The following is a 19,905-nucleotide window of genomic DNA, read 5'->3' as shown; positions in this document are numbered from 1 at the left end:
CTATCATCCTTGGAAGGCAACTAATCCGTAGCAACTACCGTATACTATTGTACCTGTTTAGATGAACAGGCCGACGATACATAAACCGTTTTTTGATAGAACAGTGAATGAGAACGGGGCGGGCCTTCAGGCCGGCCCCCTTTTTTACTGTAGATCAACTTCAGGGGCTCACCGGCTTCACGCCTGCTGCTTTTAATTTCTCCACTATCTTGTCGCCGATCTTCTTTCCCTGGTCCTGTCCTTTTTCAATAGCATCACGATAATGGATCCCCCCGTACAGGCGGGAGATGGCTGCTTCATTAGCCGCCTGCATAAAGGAGGTAAAATTCCTGGCAGGGATCTGGAACATCACTTCTGAATCATCTGTAAAGGCAAAGCTGTCTCCCAGCAGATAGGTCAATACACCGGCGGTAGCGGTAGACATTACACTATGCCCGCTGGTATACTCCGGGAAAGGAGGTGTTTGCAGCAAAGGCTTCCACTTGATATCTATATAGCGGTTAATAAAGGTTTCGGGCCTGATACGGTTGCTTCTGTACTTTTCATCCCAGCAGCTGATAAAAGCATCCATTTCTGTCATGGCGGTCAGCGTATGCAACAATATGGAGTGGTCAAAATCCAGTCCGGCCTTCTCTGCAGCGATGCTCGCAATGTTCATCCAGTGGCCGCCGGGAGTGATCTTCTTGAACCCGATGGCCATGTGCCCGGCGGTAGATACGGCAAAGGGGTTACAATCCCAGAAAGAAGCGATGGTCAGCTCTTCCTGGCTGGGGTGCAGTGAAACCGTGTACACCTCTTTACCCAGTGCATAGAAGGCGCTGCTGGTATCTTTATTGAAAGGCACCGGAGGCGGTGGCGCAAATTCATCACAGGTATCGATGATCATGGGCCGGATGGTTTTCCAATGCGGCTCTACCGCTTCCATATAGGCCGGCGGCGTAGGATACCAGTAGCCCTCGCCCTTTACAGGCGTATAACGCAGCCGGGCGCTCAGCTTACCGTAATTATCTGCTTTAGACCAATTCACCATCTGTAAGGCCACTGTTTTAGCCACGGCCACGGAACTATCGATAACAGCGGTTTTTATTTTCTCTTTCTTCAGTGCCTGCAGGAGCTTTCTCTGTTGCTCTTCCAGCATGAAACCCGAGGGCAGCATCAAGCGGCCTGTTTCCAGTATGCAATAAACGGCTGCTATACGGTGGTCGTAAGCTCCGGACTTTGTATTAATAGCAGCATTGGGGTAGGATTTCATATAAGCATTGCCCCGTGGTATATCCGGGTTGTTGAGCGCTACGATCTCATAGGCCCCTGCAGTACAATAAGCATAATAGCGGGCGGCGGCTGGTGGATTTACCACATCATGGAGCATTACCATGGTGAGAGCAAATACAGCGGGTTGAATCCTATCCCTGAAATCAGCAGCCGGCCGCTGGGCATATCCCAGCTGGCATAATAACAATAATCCTGATAACCATTTCCGCATAGCTTATTGCGCTTTGTATAAGAAAATACCTGCGTTGTTCACGCCTATCATAATATACTTTTCCTTGTTAATGATCAATTCGCCGGCTGATTTTACGTCGCCGGTAATAGAGAGACCTGATGCAGCAGGGGCCACATAAGTGAAGTTCCCGGTACCATCACCTTTGAGCAGGCAGCCGTAACTGGCGTCCAGGCTGCCCAGCTTTAAGCGGTTATCGCTATGGTTACCCAGTAAGAGCAGATCTGTTTTACCGTCGTGATCAAAATCGTCCGCAATGGTTTTTGTGATCACGGAGAACTGCGCCTGGAAAGGCAGGGCGGACGCTGTAAACTTGCCGTTCCGGTTAATGAAGCAAAGCGAACGAAGCTCTGTAACGCTCAGCTTAGCGGCTTTGGCGAGTTCGTCCGGCGCAAAGATGTCCTTTATCGTCGCATCTGCATAGCTGCGGTAAGAGGTGAACTTCCGGCGCATAGGGTAGATCTGGTCATTCAGCTCATCGCGGCTTACAAAGGGATAGCTAACGCCTTTTATGTAGCAGTTAAAGAAGGGATCGATGGAGCCGTTGCCATCAAAGTCTGCATAGTACAGCTCTGCAGGTTCCTTTTCTGATACATGGAATGGGGTGTTCATTCCAAGATTACCGGCAATAATATCCTCCTGTCCGTCTCCGTTCACATCTGCCAGTGCAAGGCTGAACCAGCATCCTTTAGGCGTCTGCTCAAAGTAATCACTGGTTTTATTACTGAAGCCATCCGGCTTGTTCAGGTACAGGGTAAGGGGCATGAACTCGCCGCAGAGCAGCAGGTCTTTTCTGCCGTCTTTATCGATATCTGTCCACTGCGCATCCGTGACCATTCCCTTTACAGGAAGGGGGCTGGCGGAGAACTGTCCTTTACCGTTATTGATCAACAGCCAGGAAGGCGGTGTTAGCGGGTACTTTCCGGGAATCACCCGCCCGCCTACAAAAAGGTCGATGTCTCCGTCATTATCGATGTCACAGGGGCGCACGCAGGATTTGCTGCAGGCGCTCAGATCGGGCAATGCCTGCGGCGATAATGCCAGGTTACCTTTGCCGTCGTTGATGTACAGCGCATCCTGCAGGCTGGGCGTATTAGGCTCAAACAAGGCGTAGCCGCCCCGGGCCAGGTAAAGGTCTGCAAAGCCATCGCCGTTGGCGTCAAAGAATGCGGCATCGGCAGTGGAGGGGCCGCCTGCTCCGTCAAGTTCGGTGTTGTTATTGATTTGATAAGTACCACCGGCTTGCTGCATGTAGAGCATGCCGGGTTTTGAGTAGTCGCTGCTAATATAAAGGTCTTCCAAGCCATCATTATTCACGTCTCCTTTGGCACATACAGGGCCAGTCCGGGAATACATGAACAACATGAGCGGTTGCCGTTTAAAGTCATTCCAGGCAGCCTCGTCATGTTTATAGCCAATGATCCCTTTGGTTCTGCTAAAAATAGTTTTCTGTATGGCGGGTTGTGTGGGAACCGGCGCAACAGCACCGGCGGTATCTTGATCTACCGCCAGTTGCCGGTTGACCGCCACATTATTTAAACGTTGTACTGTATTGTCTGGCCAGATAATACGTATAGAGTCTGCCTGCTGCGCATGTCCCAGGCCAAAGTGCAGGCTGGCGGGAAGCGAAGAGAGATAACCCCTTCCGGGATTCACTTCCTGGTATTGCAATACGCCGTTTGCATACACATATGCCTTGGCCCCAATGGCAAATGTATTACCGCGCTTGCCTTTCAGTTTCAGTGTAAGATAAGTGGTGCTATCTTTTTCATGTGCCGTATTTTTATAAACCGATGCGGGCTCATTGATGTTACTGACAACAAGGTCAAGATCTCCATCGTTGTCCAGGTCAGCATACACGGCTGCGCCGGACACTCCGGTATTCTCCAGACCCCATTCCTTTTGTTTATTGGAAAAAGTAAGGTTGTGCTCATTACGGAACACATAATTCATCAAGCTGGTGGAAGGCATAGCCGTTACCAGGTCCATTAACAGTATAGGCTCTCTGTTCATGGCTCTCTTCAGCTTATAGTCTCCCCAATAGCGCAAAAAATCTTTGTTGGTGTAATCCCGCAGATAACCGTTGCTCACAAACAGATCTTTATACCCATCATTATCCAGGTCGGCAAACAGTGGGCACCAGCTCCAGTCTGTATTGGAGACGCCGGCCAGCTGCCCTATTTCGCTGAAAGTGCCGTCGCCGTTATTCAACTGCAGCATATTGCGCATGTACTGTTTGTACAGATCCTGCGAAATCATCAGCTCAAAGGATTCATAGTTTTCCTGCAATTGCAGCAGTTTTTGCCGCCGGTTGTCCTCCGGCAGCATGTCCAGGGTCAATATATCCGGCAACCCGTCGTTATTATAATCAGCTATATCTACCCCCATTGAAAACTGGGAAAGATGGCGGAAGCAGTTTTTTATATCTTCCTTAAACGTGCCGTCGTGATTGTTTATATAGAGATAATCAGGTTCGTTATAATCGTTGGTTACATAAATATCCTGCCATCCGTCCTGGTTAACATCTGAAATACAAATCCCCAATCCGAAAGTAAGGGGGCTTTGTATGATGCCCGCTTTTTTTGAAACATCCGTAAAATGGTTACCTTGGTTCTGGTATAGTTTGCTGCCCGCCAGTGTATCTACTTCTTTACGGTGTTGGGCGAACTCCATATTGTCGATCTTAACCACGTTGTGGTTCAGCAGGAACATATCCAGGTCGCCATCGTTATCATAGTCCAGAAAAGCGGCCTGTGTGCTGTAACCTGCTTCGTCCAGGCCATGTTCTTTTGCCTTTTCCGCAAACTTCAGGTTGCCCTGGTTGATGAAAAGTTGGTTCCTGCGCATATCACCACCTACTTTTCCGGAATAGCAGATATAAATATCCAGTAGCCCGTCGCCGTTCACGTCTGCCATAGTTACTCCGGTCTTCCAGCCTTCCGGTCTTCCTTCCAGGTCTTTGGAGGCTTCTTTGGTAATGTCTTTGAATTTCAGGTTACCCTGGTTAAGGTAAAGTTTGTTGGGGCCCATATTGGCAGTAAAGAAAATATCATCCAAGCCATCGTTGTTAAGATCACCGACAGCTATTCCTCCGCCGTTATAAAAATATTCGTATGCCAGTACATTCAGGTGTTCATTTTCACTAATCTCATTGATGAACTTTATGCCAGTACTTTTGGGAGGCAATAGCTGGAAAAGGGTCTGTTGCGCCTTTGCGTCTACCGTGAGCAGACAGGGTAACAGTGTGATAACAAATATGAGTGTTACGGAAGAACGGTTCATTATATACACTTGTTTATCAACAGCACGAAGGGTTTATAAATGTTAATGCAGCGGATGTGACCATAACATCCGCTGCATTGGTTTTTTGACTTATTATTTCACATGCATCATGAAATACTACTATTTATCCCACCATACCCTGGAAGTCCAGGTGTCGCCACCATTTAACCTGCCTACAGCCTCCGCGTAATGAGTAGGATTGAGCGAAGGTTCAGTTACCGGGTAAGGTTGCCTTCTGGGTATTGTGCCGCCGGAGAAGTTACCTACGTAATTTACCGGTTTAAGCACAGGATAACCGGACCGCTTCCAGTTGATCCAGGTTTCCACGTAACTAAAGAATGACCCGGTTGTTGCCCAGTATTGCTCGTTGATCTGCTTCAGGGAAGCATCCAGAGACGTTATATTCAGCGGGTGAGCTAGTGCATAAGCATCAGCAACCCCGGCACTGATGACCGCATCACTACCCAGCGTAGCCAGTGACTGCAGCGCCGCAGATACGCCATTTCTATAATGGGTAGCAGCAGTACCGCCAACGTTCCAGCCTCTTGCGGCTGCCTCGGCCAAGAGCAGTTCTGTTTCGGCATACGTGAGCACGAAGATATTACCGCTCCTGTTTGCGTAAATGGAAGTACGGGGACGGGAGTATTTTCCTATTGGTGTTACGTCAGCACCTGATCCGGTACCACCAGGATAACCGGGTGCATTTTTAATATCTGTCGGGCCCCCATTGAGGTCATAACCATTAGGCAACCCGATTTGTACAGCAGGGTCAGTATTACCGGGACCTGCAGCCTGGTTGGCGGCCAGGCCAGGGGCAGGCACTTCTGCGATCACGCCTAACCTGGGATCGGTATTTGTTTTCAGGTAATCAATAAACGTTTTACTCCACCTGGTCTGGTAAATATCCGTGTTATATACCCTTGCCTGGGCGTTATCGTGGTTGCTGCTGTTTTGCGTTGGTATATATGCATTATCGGCAATGCCAGCAAATGTACCGCCTGCAGTTGCCTTTTCGGCCCATGTTTTTGCTGTTGCAGGATCTACCTTTGTCAAACGCATGGCCATACGCAGCATCAGTGAATAGGCAAACTTTTTCCACTTGGTAGCATCACCCTTATAGTACAGGTCTCCCGTTACCTCTCCCTGGGCGGAGCCCAGCTGGGCAATGGCAGCTTCCAGTTCTCCGAACATGGTGTTATAAATTTCCTGCTGCGGATCGTAAACCGGCTGAGTAAGACCTGATTTCCCCTGCAATGCTTCTTTATAAGGAATATCTCCGTATACATCTGTCACTTGCTGCAAAATCATCACTTTCATAATTTTGCAGATCGCGTTAAGCTTGCTCAGGCTGGCATCGTCCTTTGTTAAATTAATAGCATCATATACCATACTCGCAGCGCCTGTATAGAACTGGTCGGTTCTGCCGTAGTTATTGTTCCACAGGCGGCCCTGGTAATCCGGCGTACCACTGGACGGTACATACTTGTCGGCATTCGAGAGGTAGTTTGAACTGAGCGACGAGGTGGAAGCCATGGTTTGCGCCCACATACTTGTAAATAGCGAAATGTTGTATCCCTGCGAAGAGTACACGTACTGTGCGCTGGTTAAAAGATAGTTCGGATTAAAGTTATCTGCCGGCGTTTGTAGCGGATTTGTATTAAGTTGATCGAAATCCTTGTTACACCCTATATGCACCAGCATAGCAGAGGTGATACCTATATATATCAGTATTTTTTTCATGACCATGCTTATTTAAATTTGATATTAACGTTAACACCGTATGTCCTTGTGCTGGGTACGCCGGTACCTTCAATACCTGCATATTTGATCACAGTGGCAAAACCAGCTTCAGGGTCGATGTTATCACTACGTTTTAACAATGTCCAGAGGTTACGGCCAACCAGGGAGATCTGTACGGTGCGTATTAACGGCAAATTGTTCAGCAATTTATCCGGCAAGGTATAGCCAAGTGTAACCTGGCGTAATTTAATATAATCGCCATCCAGTACGCTGATCTTAGTAATCTGTTGTGCCACGTTTTGGTAATAGGTTTGTGCGTCTACTGCTATAGCGTTCGGAGTACCGTCAGCCTTTACGCCTCCGGTAAACGTTCCTTCCCGGTTAACAAGAGTAGACTTGTTAAGGCCGCGATAAACACTTTCAGCTGCGGTAGAGGAAAGTATCTTATTGCCAAAATTGTAATCCAGCAGAAAGGAAAGGCTTATACCCTTATAATTAAGCTCGTTGTTGAAACCGCCATAAACAGTAGGTAATACGCTGCCCGCGTTTATCAGGTTGCCGGCAACAGGTAAACCTGCATCATTTACTACGACATTCCCTTTTCCATCGTATTTAAAGTCATACACCTGTATCTGGGGACCTGCCATTCCTTTTACAAACACCGTGTTTGCAACGCCATGGTTGAAGCGATCAGTACCTAATGAAACAGGTAAGCCTTTATCATCTGTTTCCAGCACCTTGTTCTTTACGTAAGTAAAGTTAAAGGAACTATTCCAGGCAAAGTCTCTCCCACGTATCGGCGTACCTGTCAACAACACTTCCACTCCCCTATTCTGCGTAGAACCGGTAGGTACATATCCTTTGCTAAACCCGGTAGCGGTGCTGAAGTTTGTTTGCATTACCTCATTCTTGGTTTTGCGGTTAAAATAAGCCACATCAAGACCCAGGCGGTTATCAAAGAACTTCAGTTCCGTACCTACTTCAAACTCCTGTACTTTATATGGCTTCAACAAACCGCTGGGCAACGCGTCACTAAACCGGCCTGTAGGCGTTCCATTCAGGGAACCTTCCACTTCATAGTAGATAGCTGTTTGATAAGCATCCACCGGCTCGCCACTGGTTTGGGCGTATGATGCACGCAGCTTACCATAGTTTAAGGAGGGCACATTTACCAATTCGGAGAAGATGAAGCTACCGGATACAGACGGCGTAAAGATCCTTGTCTGGCTTTTGGGTATATCAGGGCCAGCCAATGTGGAGAACACATCATACCTGCCAGTATGGCTTAAGGTAAGGAAGTCTTTATAGTTGAGGTCCACCGTATAATAACCAGAATGTGCTTCCTTTCTCCAGAATTTGTAATCTCTATCATAGCTTACCACGTTTCTGGGAGCATACAGGTAGTTTACAATGAATGGTCCACCATTGAGGGTTTCCCATTCATATCCATTCTTTAGCAAGTTGCCACCTACTGCTGCGTCTATGCCGATATCCTGAGTGATCTTTTTGCTGGCGCCCAGCAAAATGTCGCCGTTCAGCTGGTAGGTTTGTGCCTGGCTCAGCTCTTCCAGCCTGCCGGAATAGCCGGTTTCAGGTTGTATTGTAAAGGCGGTGCCAGTGGGGGTTACCTTGAAAACACGGTCGTTTTGAAGGTCATATCCTAAACGGCCCTGTGCATACAGCCAACTGGTAAGATCATAGCGGGCAGTAATAGCGGAGATCAATCGTTTCCGGCCTACATTATTGACAAACTGGTTCACTACGAACCAGGGGTTGGATACATATATATCGTCGCTGAATACTACTTCCTTTCCACTAGCGGCATCGTAACCCGGGGCCAGTATAGCCTCATTGATGTTATTAGCAAGGAAAAGGCCATTGTTGGCGTTCATAGGCCCATCGCTGATCATCGGTTTGTTCTTCACCTGCTCGTCTATATAGTTCGCCAGTACTTTTACGGTCAGCCTGTCCGTCACTTTCTGATCCATGGTGAAGTTGAATGTTTTCCTGTCAAGCCCACTGTTGCGTACAATAGATTTGTTATCCAGGCTGGAAACGGATAAGCGATAAGTGCCTTTTTCGCCGCCGCCGGAAACGGCTATGGTATTAGTAAAAGAAGCGCCTGTTCTGTAGAAGTTAGCAATATTGTCCCTATACGGTGAATAGGCGTATTGCTTGCCATCAAACTGGGTGATCATGGATCCATCCAGTCTGGAGCCCCAGCTTAATCTCCCACTGGTTTGAGCACCGTCCGCACCAGCAGGTTTAACGCCATGTTGCCCCTGGCCGTATTCATACTGCCAATCTGTAAAATTGATGGCTTTGTCCATTGCATAGTTCATGTTATACTCCACAGTGGCAGCACCTTTCTTACCAGATTTGGTGGTGATAATGATCACACCATTTGCAGCTCTTGCACCATACAATGCAGATGCAGACTGTCCCTTCAACACCGTCATGCTTTCGATATCATCCGGGTTGATATTGGAAATGCCATCACCGTTGTCGGCGCCGCCCCATTCGCTGGCATTACCGCGTTGCGTATTGTCAATCGGCACACCATTTATTACAAACAGCGGAGAACCGGTAAGCGTATTCATACTGGGCATACCTCTCAACAGTATACGCGCAGAAGAACCGGCGCCACCACTGGAACCGTGTACGTTCACGCCAGCTACGCGACCAGCTAGTGAAAGCCCCACGTTATTCTCTCTTGCCTGTGTCATCAGGCTGCCATCTACTTTGGTAACGGAATAACCCACTTTCTTTGATTCCTTGGAAATCCCCAATGCGGTTACCACCAACTCGCCTAACTGGGTAGAGGATTCGCTGAGCACCAGATCCAGCGACGTCTGGTCCGGCGTAACTTCCATGGTTTTAGTTCCATACCCCACCAGGGAAACCTGTAATGTAAATGCACCAGCGGGCGCCTTCAAAACAAAGGAGCCATCTCCGGAGGAAACTGTTGCAATATTCTTTCCCTTTACCTGGACAGTTACAGCGGGAAGCGGCGCCCCGGATTTTGCATCCTTGATGGTGCCTGTTAACTGCCTTGTTTGAGCAAATGCCACCGAGCTAAGCAGCAGCATAAAGATCATCAGACGTAGTTGTCTCATTATTCAGTGGATTTTAGTTTTTGGTTTGAATTAGGCATAGTTCTGTCATCATGCCTTTTATAGCGGCATGCAATTCCTGGCCACGCGTTTGGCCCAGCGATTAAGCTTGGTAATTTTTAATCATCGTTCCTATTACATCTGGTCCGGTTTAGTTTAGAGAAAACAATAGCACTACGCCTTGCAAAAGGCATTCTGTTGTGGTTATACAATCTGCTTGGGTAGCTGCTATGTGTTGCGACCGATCATTGTTCCTGTATTCATTAATTCCCGATTTTGGTTAGAGATAATAAACTATATGCCTTTTACAGGTAAGGCATGTAATCATTTTCCTATTGAAAAAATGTGCACTAGAAAAGATGTTATTTTCTCATTGTTCGTTCCCTGGTTGCTCCCCTAGTTTTCTAGTAGAATAACAAGCCCTGACTTCTTTTTCATCCCTGTGGTTTTGGTTGATTATACGCCAATTAATAAACAAATAACAAGTCTGATATGTTCAACTTCAGTATGAGTATTTGACGGAAATTTTCCTGATTACAGGCGTTAATTTTTCATTGCTCCGCTTCATTCTTGTCCACTTAAACGATTTAGTACGTGGGGTCTAAATCTTCCACATAATTAATGCTAATTTTCTGTTAAAACAAGTATTATTTTCACTGGATAGCATAGTATTATAAATATCAGGCATAAAAAGGGATTTGCAATTACCATTTTAATTGTATTTGTGACACTGCGCAAAACAGCTGCGTAAGAGCAGTGCAACTTTGTAAGGACAACATTTTTGTATAACCCTAAACACTTTAAAATGGTAATTACTGTAAACAAGGACATCTTTCACATGGCAGGCGATCCTGAATTCCTGAAAACCGCTTCAAGCAGCTCTCCTGAGTCAAATACGGCCTTCGCGGCATTCTCTCCGAAGCTGATCGCCCAAAAAGACGGCGGGTTTATCATCATTGAAGGCATTGGAGAAATGGGGCAGGATAATATTCAACAACCTGGTTTTGGCTTATCCCTTTACATGGAAAAATTTAAAGGTGTCTCAGAAGAGATCCCTATATTCTCTGGCCTGACAGCCACCGGGATTGCTCAACCCTTCAAATTCAAAATAACACTACCGGTAGGCACATACGCGCCTATGGGATCCAGGTGGAACTATGTCGAATTTCATTTATCCGGGCAGTCACCCCTCATAACACCCTTCTATACGGACCATTTTGACCCATCCACCACAGCAGATAATGATATCTGGACCTTTGCCTTCAAGTACCAGGTACCCGCCGGCCCCTGGTATGACATCCGGGTTACCCGTGTTACCGTAGAGTATAAAGAAATTGGCAGCTGATAAAAGATCTCCTCTTTTATCACAAATCCCCGGCAGGTCCGGGGATTTTTTTTTAAATTAAAGGTGATACTCCCCCCGTTTTTGACACTATTATTAAAAACCGAACTGACATGCAGGAAAAAGAAGCGATATGGCTCACAGCGATCTACCGGGAAACCTTTCCCCAGGTAGCCAGGGTGGTACAGCGGCTTGGAGGAGATCTTGATACGGCAAAAGACCTTTTCCATGATGCGCTGCTCATCTACCTGGAAAAACGCAACAACAATACCCTGGATATCCAGGTATCCGTAAAAGCCTACCTGGTGGGCATTACCCGAATATTATGGATGCAAAAGTTCAGGAGTGACTGCCGGCACCAATCATTGGATATCCTCGGCGCCCATGCGGATATCCCGGCAGATCTATATGCACCGGAAGCAGATAAAACCCGCTCCCTGTGCCAGTATCTCCAGGCCGCGGGCAAAAAGTGCCTGCAATTGCTACAGGCTTTTTATTACGAACAGCGGCCTATGGACGAGATTGCCAGGGAGTTCCACTACAGCACCGCCCATTCTGCTACTGTACAGAAATACAAATGCCTTGAAAAGGTAAGGGAAACCATTAAACGGTCTGCTATTTATGAGGAAGCAACTGCGTGAAATACAGGAGATAGATCAATACCTCCTGCAGGCAATGCCTGCTGCCGATCAACTGGTATTCCAGGCAAGAATGCTTACCGATACCACCCTGCACGAAAATGTACAGCAACAGCTGGAAGCACACCGGGTGATACGCCATATAGGCCGGGAAGCGCAACGCGAAAAGCTGGTGGCCATACACAGCCACTTATGGGAAACAGATGAAACCTTTCACACTGAAATAAGCTCCATATTTAAATAACACATCCATTATGCTGATACCTACCGTCCTCGATAACACTACGCGAGGGGCTTATGATATTTATAGCCTCTTGCTGAAAGAACGCATTATTTTCCTGGGCACCGCTATAGACGACCAGGTGGCTAACCTGGTGGTGGCGCAGCTGCTTTACCTGGATAGCGAAAACCATTATCCTGTCAGGCTTTATGTGCATTGCCCCGGCGGCAGTGTATACGCCGGTCTTGCCATTTACGATACCATGAAAATGATGAAATCGCCGGTTTCAACCGTTGCCGTTGGTTTTACCGGCAGTATGGGCACTGTATTGCTCAGCGCAGGTGCAGCCGGGCAACGATATGCCTTACCTAATGCCACCATTCATATGCATCCTACCAGTGGTGGTGCCAAAGGCTATACGGAAGATGTGAGCATTGCTTACCGGGAGCAGGAAAGGTTGCAAAACCATTTGTTTGACCTGATGGGCAAACACTCCGGCCATACACGTGAAGAGATCGAGGCCAGCTTCAGGAGAGACAAATTCATGAACGCAGCAGAAGCCAAAGACTACGGTCTTGTAGATGAAGTGCTGGGCGATGCAGCGGAGCTACAAGCACTCGCCCGGCTAAGTAAGCATAAAACGTGAGGGCGCCGGCTATCTGCCAAACGCCCTCCGTTATTCAACACAGGATATAGGTGAAGGGCTACTTAACGAGCATCAGCTTTTTGCTTTCTGATAGCCCGCCTGCCAACTGCAACGTAACGATATAAATACCTCCTTTCAGGGCGCCTGTTTGCAGGGTGAGCTGGTTCAATCCCTGTTGCAGGTTCACGCGCTGCTGCAATACCAGACGCCCGGTATTGTCTGACAACAGCAGCACCGCTTTACCGGCTTCCTTTGCCAGGGTATAGCTCAGCTTCACTTCATTGCCCGTAACCGGGTTAGGTGCTATCTGCAGGCCTGCTACGGCTTTCTTTCCGCTATTGGGAACAGGCGCCGGACTTGTCAGATAGGTACGGCTAAGGGCAATGGCTGCACTGTCTACACCACCCGGGTTGTAATAATGGTTCAGGATCCATTGGTAGGTTTTATCAGTGGCCCAAAAGCTGGAGCCCCACTGGCACATGCCTATTCCGTCGCCATTCTTTGTTCTGCCTTTACAACGGTCATCCGCGATACAGGGCCAGCTGCTGCCGTTACCGCTAAAGCCATCGCCGCATCCGGCATTATTGTTTTCTGCGGAGTACTCCGCTTTGAAGATCACACCGTCCTTGATCAACACCACTCCTTTCGTGGCAGCCGCAGCAGCTTTTACGCTGGCGGCATTATCGGGCTGCCAGGTTTGGTGACAGGCAGCAGCAGAAATATCATAGTTTACCGCAGCCGGGTTTTGTACATACCAGGCGCCTGCTGAACGGTACGCTACTGCACCGGCCTGCAGGGATGCTGCCGGCCAGCTGGAGATCCATTCGTCGTCGACACCTGTGGCTACATAAGATTCCAGGCTCATTACTTCCACTACAGGGTCCTTGCATGTAGTACATGCGCAGCTGGTAGATACGCGTATGCTGGCGGGAACAGCTGCCGCTGCTATGCTAACCGGCGATGCGGCAGTACCTGTGGCAGATGAACGTAGGGCGACGCGCTGTTGTATATCCGCTTCCGTTCCGTCAAAGATACCATGGCGGCTCTGCTCTATTACTTCGTTTACTCCTTGCTGAACGGAGGCAGCGCTGGCAGCGGAAAGGTCCACCTTCAGCATATGCGTGCCGGGAACGAGGTAGAAGCGGCGAATGCTGTGCGTCATATATCCTTGCTTTGTAAAGCGTAAGTCAATTGCCTCTGGTGCGCTTCCAGGTGTAAGCGCTTTTAAAGACGCGGGCAATGATATGGAGAAGAAACCTTTGCTATCTGTAAGGCCGGTATACCTGCCTGCGCTTACCTGCACACCGCTGATGGGTGTATGCCTATCAGCACTGCTTACATAACCGGAAACAGCCGTTTTCCCGGCGGCTGGCAATGAAACCGCTGTAAGAGTGGTAGCAGGGTCCAGGTTAATATTGGCAGTGATCACTGAATCTGTCCCGCCGCCTGTAAAGCTGGCAGAGAGCCTGGTATAACCGGATTTGGTGAAAGCAAAAGTATATTTACCCACGCCGGCGCCAAATACCAGCTTTCCGGAAGCATCTGTCTGCAGGGTGGCAGTAGCACCGTCAGGAGCCGTCACGGAGACACCCGCACTGGCAATCGCATTGCCTGTTGCCTGGTCTTTCACCGTAAAAGTGATAGTAGTGGGCGCGGGCGCATTGGGGTTCTGAACGCTTACGCCACCGGGGGTATAGTAATGATCCAGGATCCATTGGTAGGTTTTATCAGTGGCCCAGTAGCTGGAACCCCACTGGCACATACCGCGGCCATGGCCGTTCGTGGTTTTACCGGCGCAACGTAAATCGGATATACAGGGCCAGGCAGTGCCTGTGCCGCTGAAACCATCACCACAACCTGCATTGTTATTTTCAGCTGAATATTCAGAGCGGAAGATCGCTCCGTTCTTTGTGAGCACTACCCCGGCAGTAGCAATGGCTGCATTTTTTACGCTGGTTGCCTGGTCTGGCTCCCATGCCTGGTTACAGGTTGTGCTGGCAATATCATAATTGCTTTTTACCGGATGCGCGACATAGTAAGCGCCGTAAGAACGGTAAGCCACTGCGCCGGCCTGTAAAGAAGCCGCTCCCCAGCTGGAGATCCATTCATCGTCCACACCGGTTTGTACATATGCTTCCAGGCTCATTACCTGTACGGCGCTGCAGGTAGTGCAGGAACAACCGGTGCCCACGCGGATGGAAGCCGGTACCGCAATAGCGGCAGCTGCAGGCATGGTAACAGGCACAGCGCTTTGTGCCGCGGTTGATGCAGCAGGCTTTGCATCGGCGGCACGCTGCTGCTCATCGGCTGCTGTTCTGTCAAACATGCCATGACGGCTATGCTCTGTTTCTTCTCCCTGTTGCAGTGTATGTGCACCGGGCGAAGCCGAAGACCTGAGGGCGATCTTCAGCGTATAGGTTTCCGGTATCAGGTAAAAGTCCTGTATGGTATGCGTTACATAGCCTGTTTTTGCCGCGCGTATAGGGATCTTCCCAGGCGTTCTACCTTGTGTAATGGCCGGGACGGCACCGCCATAAGCAAAGGAGAAGAAGCCGTTATTATCTGTTACACCACTGTAAGAGCCGGCGCTTACCTGTACTCCTGCTAAGGGAGTATTGGCATCCGCATCCCTTACATAACCGGTGAGGATCATCTTATTGCCTGCTGCTTTCAAAGTGGCCGCAGCTGCTGCTGTAGCGTTAAATGCAGTGGTGGCTGGATCAAGGTTAACATCAGCAGCAATGGCAGTTTCTTCTCCGCCTACAAAAAAGGTTTCCAGTTTATTGTAGCCACTTTTTGTGAAGGTGAATTCATACCTGCCGGCGTCTGCGCCGAATACCAGTTTGCCGCTTGCATCTGTTTGCAGGTTGCTGGTGCTGCCGTTAGGCCGCTTTACGCTCACTGCTGCATTGGCGATAGCAACACCAGTGGCCTGGTTCTTCACCAGGAAGCTAATGGTGGTAGCAGCGGTAGGCGCCGGGTTAATAAGGCCATAGTACTTGCTCCAGTTCCAGTTAATGCCAGGGTCTGTATGGCTATTGCCGTCATAGTGCTGATGGCCTTTTACACGTACCGTGACGGGGAGGAAGTTAGTACCGGAAGTAGCGGGCCCTTTGAAGCAGGTGGTCTTGTCTATGTTGTAACCGGCACATATATCCTGCACCAGTGCTGCAGAAGATCTGTACATGTTGTCGGTATACCAGCTGGCGTCGTTTACAAAACCTTCATGCTCTATACCGATCGTATAATTGTTATGGTTCAGCACATGGTAGGCCCTATTGGCTTCTCTTACCATTTGGGTGATCTGTCCGTCGGAAGAACGTACCAGGTAATGTGCGGATGTACGTACTACCACGCCGTTCACCACCTGGTTACCGTTGTTAAACCAGGAGATAGTGCCGGCATAGCTGCCCTGCATGGTATGAATAGTTACGTTGGTTGGCTGCTGGCCGCCGGTTCGGGTTCCCCAGTTATTGGTGTGTGCTTCATCCCACAGCGCAGGACCGTAATCAGTGCTGAGCAGGGAAACATCATTGCTGTTTTGACGGGTAGTGATCTGTATAGCAGGCGCCTGCAAGGTACGGAGTGTCTTTGCGGGATAGATCTTGTCCAGCTGCACCTTCGTGGGAGCCGCTTTAAACCTGGGTGTACTAAAGCCCTTTTGCAGATGCTGGTAAATATCGTAGGTATATAGAGAGCGTGCATAAGTGTTGACGGGACTGCCATCATCCGGGATCTCAGAAAGCTTTTCCAGTACAGGAGCAAAGCTTTCCGCACTGGTTGCAGCTGTTCTTTGGGCGCCTGCGTGATGGCTGAGGTATTTCGCAACGGCCAGTATCTGCAGCCGCACATCTCTTTTAAATTGCGCGGGTGAAATGTTACTCAGGTTGCAAACAGCCAGCAGATTATTTTTAAAATATCCCTTTCCGTCTTCCACCAGTGCGAATATGCCGAAACGTTCAGGCATTCCGGTACAATTATCATGGTCGCTGCCTGCGTGCGCCTGCAGGTTCACCAGGTGAGAAGCGCTATAGGCCGTGGCTTCCAGCGTGCCTGCCGGGATGTTGGGATATAGCTTGTATGCTTCTTTAAAATAAGATTCCATATTGTCAGGCACTGTAGCCTGCCGGGCGCTGGTATGGAAATACAGTAACAAGGTGGCTAATAGTAGCAAACTGCATCGTATCATAGATACTGGTTTAATGGTTATAGAATATAGGTTTGGACAAAGGCTTGAATGCAATGCTATAACGCACTAAAGATGCTTCTCATCATTAGTTCATTACCGGCAATAAATAAAAGTGATAATGCTACAGCTACAATACACTACAGGGTTCTTCTAGGCTACAGGTCTTTCAATGTCTACATAGGTTCTTTGCTATCTACATGAACAAATGTAGGGAAATATTCAATATGTAATACATACCATACCAAGGGCGGCGAAAAAATTTCCTTATGGAAGATAAACGGGATTAATAATCAACTTTATGCAGCATTAAAATTTTTCCTTGCTGCTACTAAAACAATATAAGCCGGAGGGCGCCGGCTTATATTGCTCATTTGTTGGTTTACCTGTCTGTGTTCACTTATTAGAAGGTTTCAACTCTAATACCTACTGTTTACAGGTTTCGGATGATCCTGTTTTACGTTTCCCTTCCGGTGATCAGACATTTGCTAAACGGCAGAAGGGCTCAAAGGCGCTTTCTTATGCTGCTCCGGCTCATGCAGTATGATGCCTGTCAGAGCCAGCAAAACAAATACAATATTGAATACCAGGTGCTGGTTCCATGTCATATTCTGCAGCACGCCGCCGCAGGAACATGGAACATAATCACTGAACCTGAGAATAGCTACAATGTATGCGGTGAACATGGTCATCAAACTGAAAGCAGCGTACAAACCTGCCAGGCACCATTTAGGTATCGTAAGCAATACCACTACCAGTAATTCCACTACAGGGATCATCCAGGCCACCCATCCTGCAAATGCGGTAAGCAGCGGCGATTTGCCCAGTTCAGTGCTGAAGTTCTCATAATCTACCAGTTTATTCACGCTGGCATAAATGAATAGTATGATGAACAGATAAGTAATAATATCAACTACGGTTTTCTTCTTCATAAGAGAAAGATTTTAGATCAGTACAGGGTAAGCAATGATAAATTTACTAATGATTAAACAAGCTAGTGTTAATACGCGGTTAATCCCCGGAGGATTACAATGGGCCTTTATATTATGATCTGATTAACAATTGCATTAACGACTGATTAATCGCTTAAAAAAGATAAAATAAGGACCTTCGTATTGAGGAATTATATATGCATGTTTCCCGCTTTATGCGGGCAAAACCGGATCTTGCCATCCGGTTTTGTAACTTATTAAGGCTGAACCAACCATATCTTTAATGCGTAGCCTTGACAGCCGGAATTTTTCTCCGGCTGTTTTTCATTTCCCCAGCACGCTGTAGCAGAAGCCATCCTCTTTGAAGATTATTATACTACAACGCTTCATATCCCTGGCGTCTTTCGCCAGCAGGGTTTCGGCAGCCTGATCGTTCAGGTTGTCGGTTTTGTTCTATTTTACACATGCAGGCGGCCATAATTTTGGTTTAAAATCAAGGTTATGACTCACACAAAGGCAAACACAGGAAAGACAATATTGGTAACAGCAGCAACCGGTAAAACCGGCAGCCGTATCTTCAGAAAGCTTACCGAAATGGGATGGCCCGTACGTAGCGGCTCCCGCTCCGCCAGGCCCGGTTTTGACTGGCAGGATAACAATACCTGGACCCCCGCATTGCAGAACATCCATACCGTTTACGTATGTTTCCACCCCGACCTGGCCGTTCCAGGCGCGGTAGACATTATCCGTTCCTTTACTGAAACAGCCGTTAGCCAGGGCGTAAAGAAACTGGTACTGCTTTCCGGCCGCGGTGAAACGGAAGCTCAAAATTGTGAACAGATCATCATGAACGCCGGTATTGACTGGACGATCGTACGGGCCAGCTGGTTTGCCCAGAACTTCAGCGAAGGTTATCTGATAGAACCGATATTGGCCGGTCATGTTACATTACCCGCTGGTGATGTAGGTGAGCCTTTCATTGATGTGGATGATATTGCCGACGTGGCAGTAGCCGCGTTGACAGACAATAAACATAATGGCCAGCTCTACGAAGTAACAGGCCCCCGCCTGCTGACATTCAAAGACGCCATCGGTGAGATTGCCGAAGCTACCGGCAGGCCCATTCAATACCAGCAGATGACGGTTAAAGAATATAGTGAAGCGATTGATGGGATCGTACCCGACGAATTTGTTGATTTCCTGGGCTACCTGTTTACAGAAGTGCTGGACGGCAGAAATGAAAAATTAGCGGATGGTGTACAAAAGGCCTTAGGCAGAAAGCCGACAGACTTCTCCGAGTATGTAAGGAAAACTGCAGCCACAGGTATATGGAACCCGCAATGAAGAGATCTTTCAGACCTGCTGCATATTGAGATCATATCATAAACCCGGTAAATAAGTTATCTTTAGATACATGAAAACACTGACGGTCTTACTGTTGTTTCCTGCGTTCTTTTGGAGAACGGCATGTAGTGCACAAACACTGCAAAGGGGAACTATCAGGGCCGGAGATCTGCTCATGTATTACGAACGTACAGGAAAAGGCAAGCTCCTCCTCCTTTTACATGCGGGTCTGCAGGATCACACCATGTGGAAAAGCCAGGTAAGCACATTAATGGCCGGCTACGATGTCATAACACCAGATCTTCCCTTCCATGGTAAGACGAAAGGTATTGACACCCTCTTACTGGCGGCGGAAGCAATTAAAATATTATTGGACAGCCTGCACCTGCAAAAGGTCTCCATTGCCGGCCTTTCTATGGGTGCATCCATTGCTCAGGACTTCATCATCGCTTATCCCAATCGGGTAGATAAGGCTATTTTGATCTCTGCCGGCATCAATGGCTTCAATAAGATCCAGCCCATTGATTCCACCAGCATGGCCTGGTACCAGCAGTTTACGCAGGCGCTGGACCGGCAGGACACACTTGGGGCAGCAGTTGAATTTACAAAAGCATGGGCAGAAGGAATATACCGCCGTGCAGACAGCTTAAAAGCACCGGTGTCGCAGTATGTATACCGCACAACACTGGCCCATCTCCGGCTACATCATATGGATGGATGGCCTGCGCTGCAGGAACATCCTCCGGCTATCGAAAAGTTGTCTTCCATACAGGTACCGGTGCTCATTATAGATGGCGATAAAGACCTTCCTTATATAACAGCATCCTCTGCATATCTCGAAAAAAACATCCCGGGCGCCAGGCACGTAGTGATGAAAGATGTAGCGCATATGCTGAATATGGAAAAGCCTGCAGCGCTGAATAAGCTGATGATTGATTTTTTGAAAGGCAGGTGATCTTTC

At 48.3% G+C, this 19,905-nt stretch carries 12 protein-coding genes; 6 read left to right on the top strand and 6 right to left on the bottom strand.

Annotated elements, in window-relative coordinates:
• Nucleotides 1–160: 160 nt before the first annotated feature.
• The 4 genes from ACR9Y8_RS20050 to ACR9Y8_RS20035 all read right to left on the bottom strand — a co-directional run bounded on the left by ACR9Y8_RS20050 (nucleotide 161) and on the right by ACR9Y8_RS20035 (nucleotide 9,639).
• Nucleotides 161–1,483, bottom strand: coding sequence for a vanadium-dependent haloperoxidase (locus ACR9Y8_RS20050; protein ID WP_481215028.1), 1,323 nt, complete (start codon nucleotides 1,481–1,483; stop codon nucleotides 161–163).
• 3 nt (nucleotides 1,484–1,486) lie between these two features.
• Nucleotides 1,487–4,783 (bottom strand): VCBS repeat-containing protein, encoded by a 3,297-nt coding sequence (locus ACR9Y8_RS20045; RefSeq protein ID WP_481215027.1) that lies wholly within the window; start codon nucleotides 4,781–4,783, stop codon nucleotides 1,487–1,489.
• 120 nt (nucleotides 4,784–4,903) lie between these two features.
• A complete protein-coding gene (locus ACR9Y8_RS20040) occupies nucleotides 4,904–6,523 on the bottom strand; it encodes a SusD/RagB family nutrient-binding outer membrane lipoprotein (protein WP_481215026.1) in 1,620 nt (539 codons plus the stop codon).
• Between the two features lie 8 nt (nucleotides 6,524–6,531).
• Nucleotides 6,532–9,639 (bottom strand): SusC/RagA family TonB-linked outer membrane protein, encoded by a 3,108-nt coding sequence (locus tag ACR9Y8_RS20035; RefSeq protein ID WP_481215025.1) that lies wholly within the window; start codon nucleotides 9,637–9,639, stop codon nucleotides 6,532–6,534.
• A gap of 802 nt (nucleotides 9,640–10,441) precedes the next feature.
• Between ACR9Y8_RS20035 and ACR9Y8_RS20030 the strand changes: the two genes are divergently transcribed.
• The 4 genes from ACR9Y8_RS20030 to ACR9Y8_RS20015 all read left to right on the top strand — a co-directional run bounded on the left by ACR9Y8_RS20030 (nucleotide 10,442) and on the right by ACR9Y8_RS20015 (nucleotide 12,482).
• On the top strand, nucleotides 10,442–10,981 hold the full coding sequence (locus tag ACR9Y8_RS20030; protein ID WP_481215024.1) for a hypothetical protein: 540 nt from the start codon (nucleotides 10,442–10,444) through the stop codon (nucleotides 10,979–10,981).
• Nucleotides 10,982–11,091: 110 nt separating this feature from the next.
• Entirely contained in the window at nucleotides 11,092–11,619 is a 528-nt protein-coding gene (locus tag ACR9Y8_RS20025) for an RNA polymerase sigma factor (protein WP_481215023.1), read from the top strand.
• Entirely contained in the window at nucleotides 11,600–11,860 is a 261-nt protein-coding gene (locus ACR9Y8_RS20020) for a hypothetical protein (RefSeq protein WP_481215022.1), read from the top strand. The genes ACR9Y8_RS20025 and ACR9Y8_RS20020 overlap by 20 nt, the downstream gene beginning before the upstream one ends.
• A 10-nt stretch (nucleotides 11,861–11,870) precedes the next feature.
• Nucleotides 11,871–12,482 (top strand): ClpP family protease, encoded by a 612-nt coding sequence (locus tag ACR9Y8_RS20015; protein WP_481215021.1) that lies wholly within the window; start codon nucleotides 11,871–11,873, stop codon nucleotides 12,480–12,482.
• 58 nt (nucleotides 12,483–12,540) lie between these two features.
• On the opposite strand, the gene ACR9Y8_RS20010 is transcribed toward ACR9Y8_RS20015, so the two are convergent.
• Together ACR9Y8_RS20010 and ACR9Y8_RS20005 are read right to left on the bottom strand one after the other, a co-directional pair.
• Entirely contained in the window at nucleotides 12,541–16,671 is a 4,131-nt protein-coding gene (locus ACR9Y8_RS20010; RefSeq protein ID WP_481215020.1) for an N-acetylmuramoyl-L-alanine amidase, read from the bottom strand.
• Nucleotides 16,672–17,156: 485 nt separating this feature from the next.
• On the bottom strand, nucleotides 17,157–17,600 hold the full coding sequence (locus ACR9Y8_RS20005; protein WP_481215019.1) for a MauE/DoxX family redox-associated membrane protein: 444 nt from the start codon (nucleotides 17,598–17,600) through the stop codon (nucleotides 17,157–17,159).
• Nucleotides 17,601–18,101: 501 nt separating this feature from the next.
• Here ACR9Y8_RS20005 and ACR9Y8_RS20000 point away from each other — a divergent pair.
• Nucleotides 18,102–18,944: an NmrA family NAD(P)-binding protein gene (locus tag ACR9Y8_RS20000; RefSeq protein ID WP_481215018.1), complete on the top strand. Its 843-nt coding sequence runs from the start codon at nucleotides 18,102–18,104 to the stop codon at nucleotides 18,942–18,944.
• Between the two features lie 70 nt (nucleotides 18,945–19,014).
• Complete coding sequence (locus ACR9Y8_RS19995) at nucleotides 19,015–19,899, top strand: alpha/beta fold hydrolase (protein WP_481215017.1); 885 nt, start codon at nucleotides 19,015–19,017, stop codon at nucleotides 19,897–19,899.
• Nucleotides 19,900–19,905: the final 6 nt, after the last annotated feature.

This window comes from Chitinophaga sp. SVR4-12A, from assembly GCF_056754765.1.
Note: the sequence above shows the minus strand (reverse complement) of the source record. Positions and strands in the feature narration are given on the sequence as shown.

What these genes read in the sequence shown, in the direction of transcription:
- ACR9Y8_RS19995 (WP_481215017.1), top strand. Translation starts at nt 19,015, where the DNA reads ATGAAAACACTGACGGTCTTACTGTTGTTTCCTGCGTTCTTTTGGAGA.
- ACR9Y8_RS20020 (WP_481215022.1), top strand. Translation starts at nt 11,600, where the DNA reads ATGAGGAAGCAACTGCGTGAAATACAGGAGATAGATCAATACCTCCTG.
- ACR9Y8_RS20010 (WP_481215020.1), bottom strand. Translation starts at nt 16,671, where the DNA reads ATGATACGATGCAGTTTGCTACTATTAGCCACCTTGTTACTGTATTTC.
- ACR9Y8_RS20045 (WP_481215027.1), bottom strand. Translation starts at nt 4,783, where the DNA reads ATGAACCGTTCTTCCGTAACACTCATATTTGTTATCACACTGTTACCC.
- ACR9Y8_RS20030 (WP_481215024.1), top strand. Translation starts at nt 10,442, where the DNA reads ATGGTAATTACTGTAAACAAGGACATCTTTCACATGGCAGGCGATCCT.
- ACR9Y8_RS20005 (WP_481215019.1), bottom strand. Translation starts at nt 17,600, where the DNA reads ATGAAGAAGAAAACCGTAGTTGATATTATTACTTATCTGTTCATCATA.
- ACR9Y8_RS20025 (WP_481215023.1), top strand. Translation starts at nt 11,092, where the DNA reads ATGCAGGAAAAAGAAGCGATATGGCTCACAGCGATCTACCGGGAAACC.
- ACR9Y8_RS20040 (WP_481215026.1), bottom strand. Translation starts at nt 6,523, where the DNA reads ATGAAAAAAATACTGATATATATAGGTATCACCTCTGCTATGCTGGTG.
- ACR9Y8_RS20050 (WP_481215028.1), bottom strand. Translation starts at nt 1,483, where the DNA reads ATGCGGAAATGGTTATCAGGATTATTGTTATTATGCCAGCTGGGATAT.
- ACR9Y8_RS20015 (WP_481215021.1), top strand. Translation starts at nt 11,871, where the DNA reads ATGCTGATACCTACCGTCCTCGATAACACTACGCGAGGGGCTTATGAT.
- ACR9Y8_RS20000 (WP_481215018.1), top strand. Translation starts at nt 18,102, where the DNA reads ATGACTCACACAAAGGCAAACACAGGAAAGACAATATTGGTAACAGCA.
- ACR9Y8_RS20035 (WP_481215025.1), bottom strand. Translation starts at nt 9,639, where the DNA reads ATGAGACAACTACGTCTGATGATCTTTATGCTGCTGCTTAGCTCGGTG.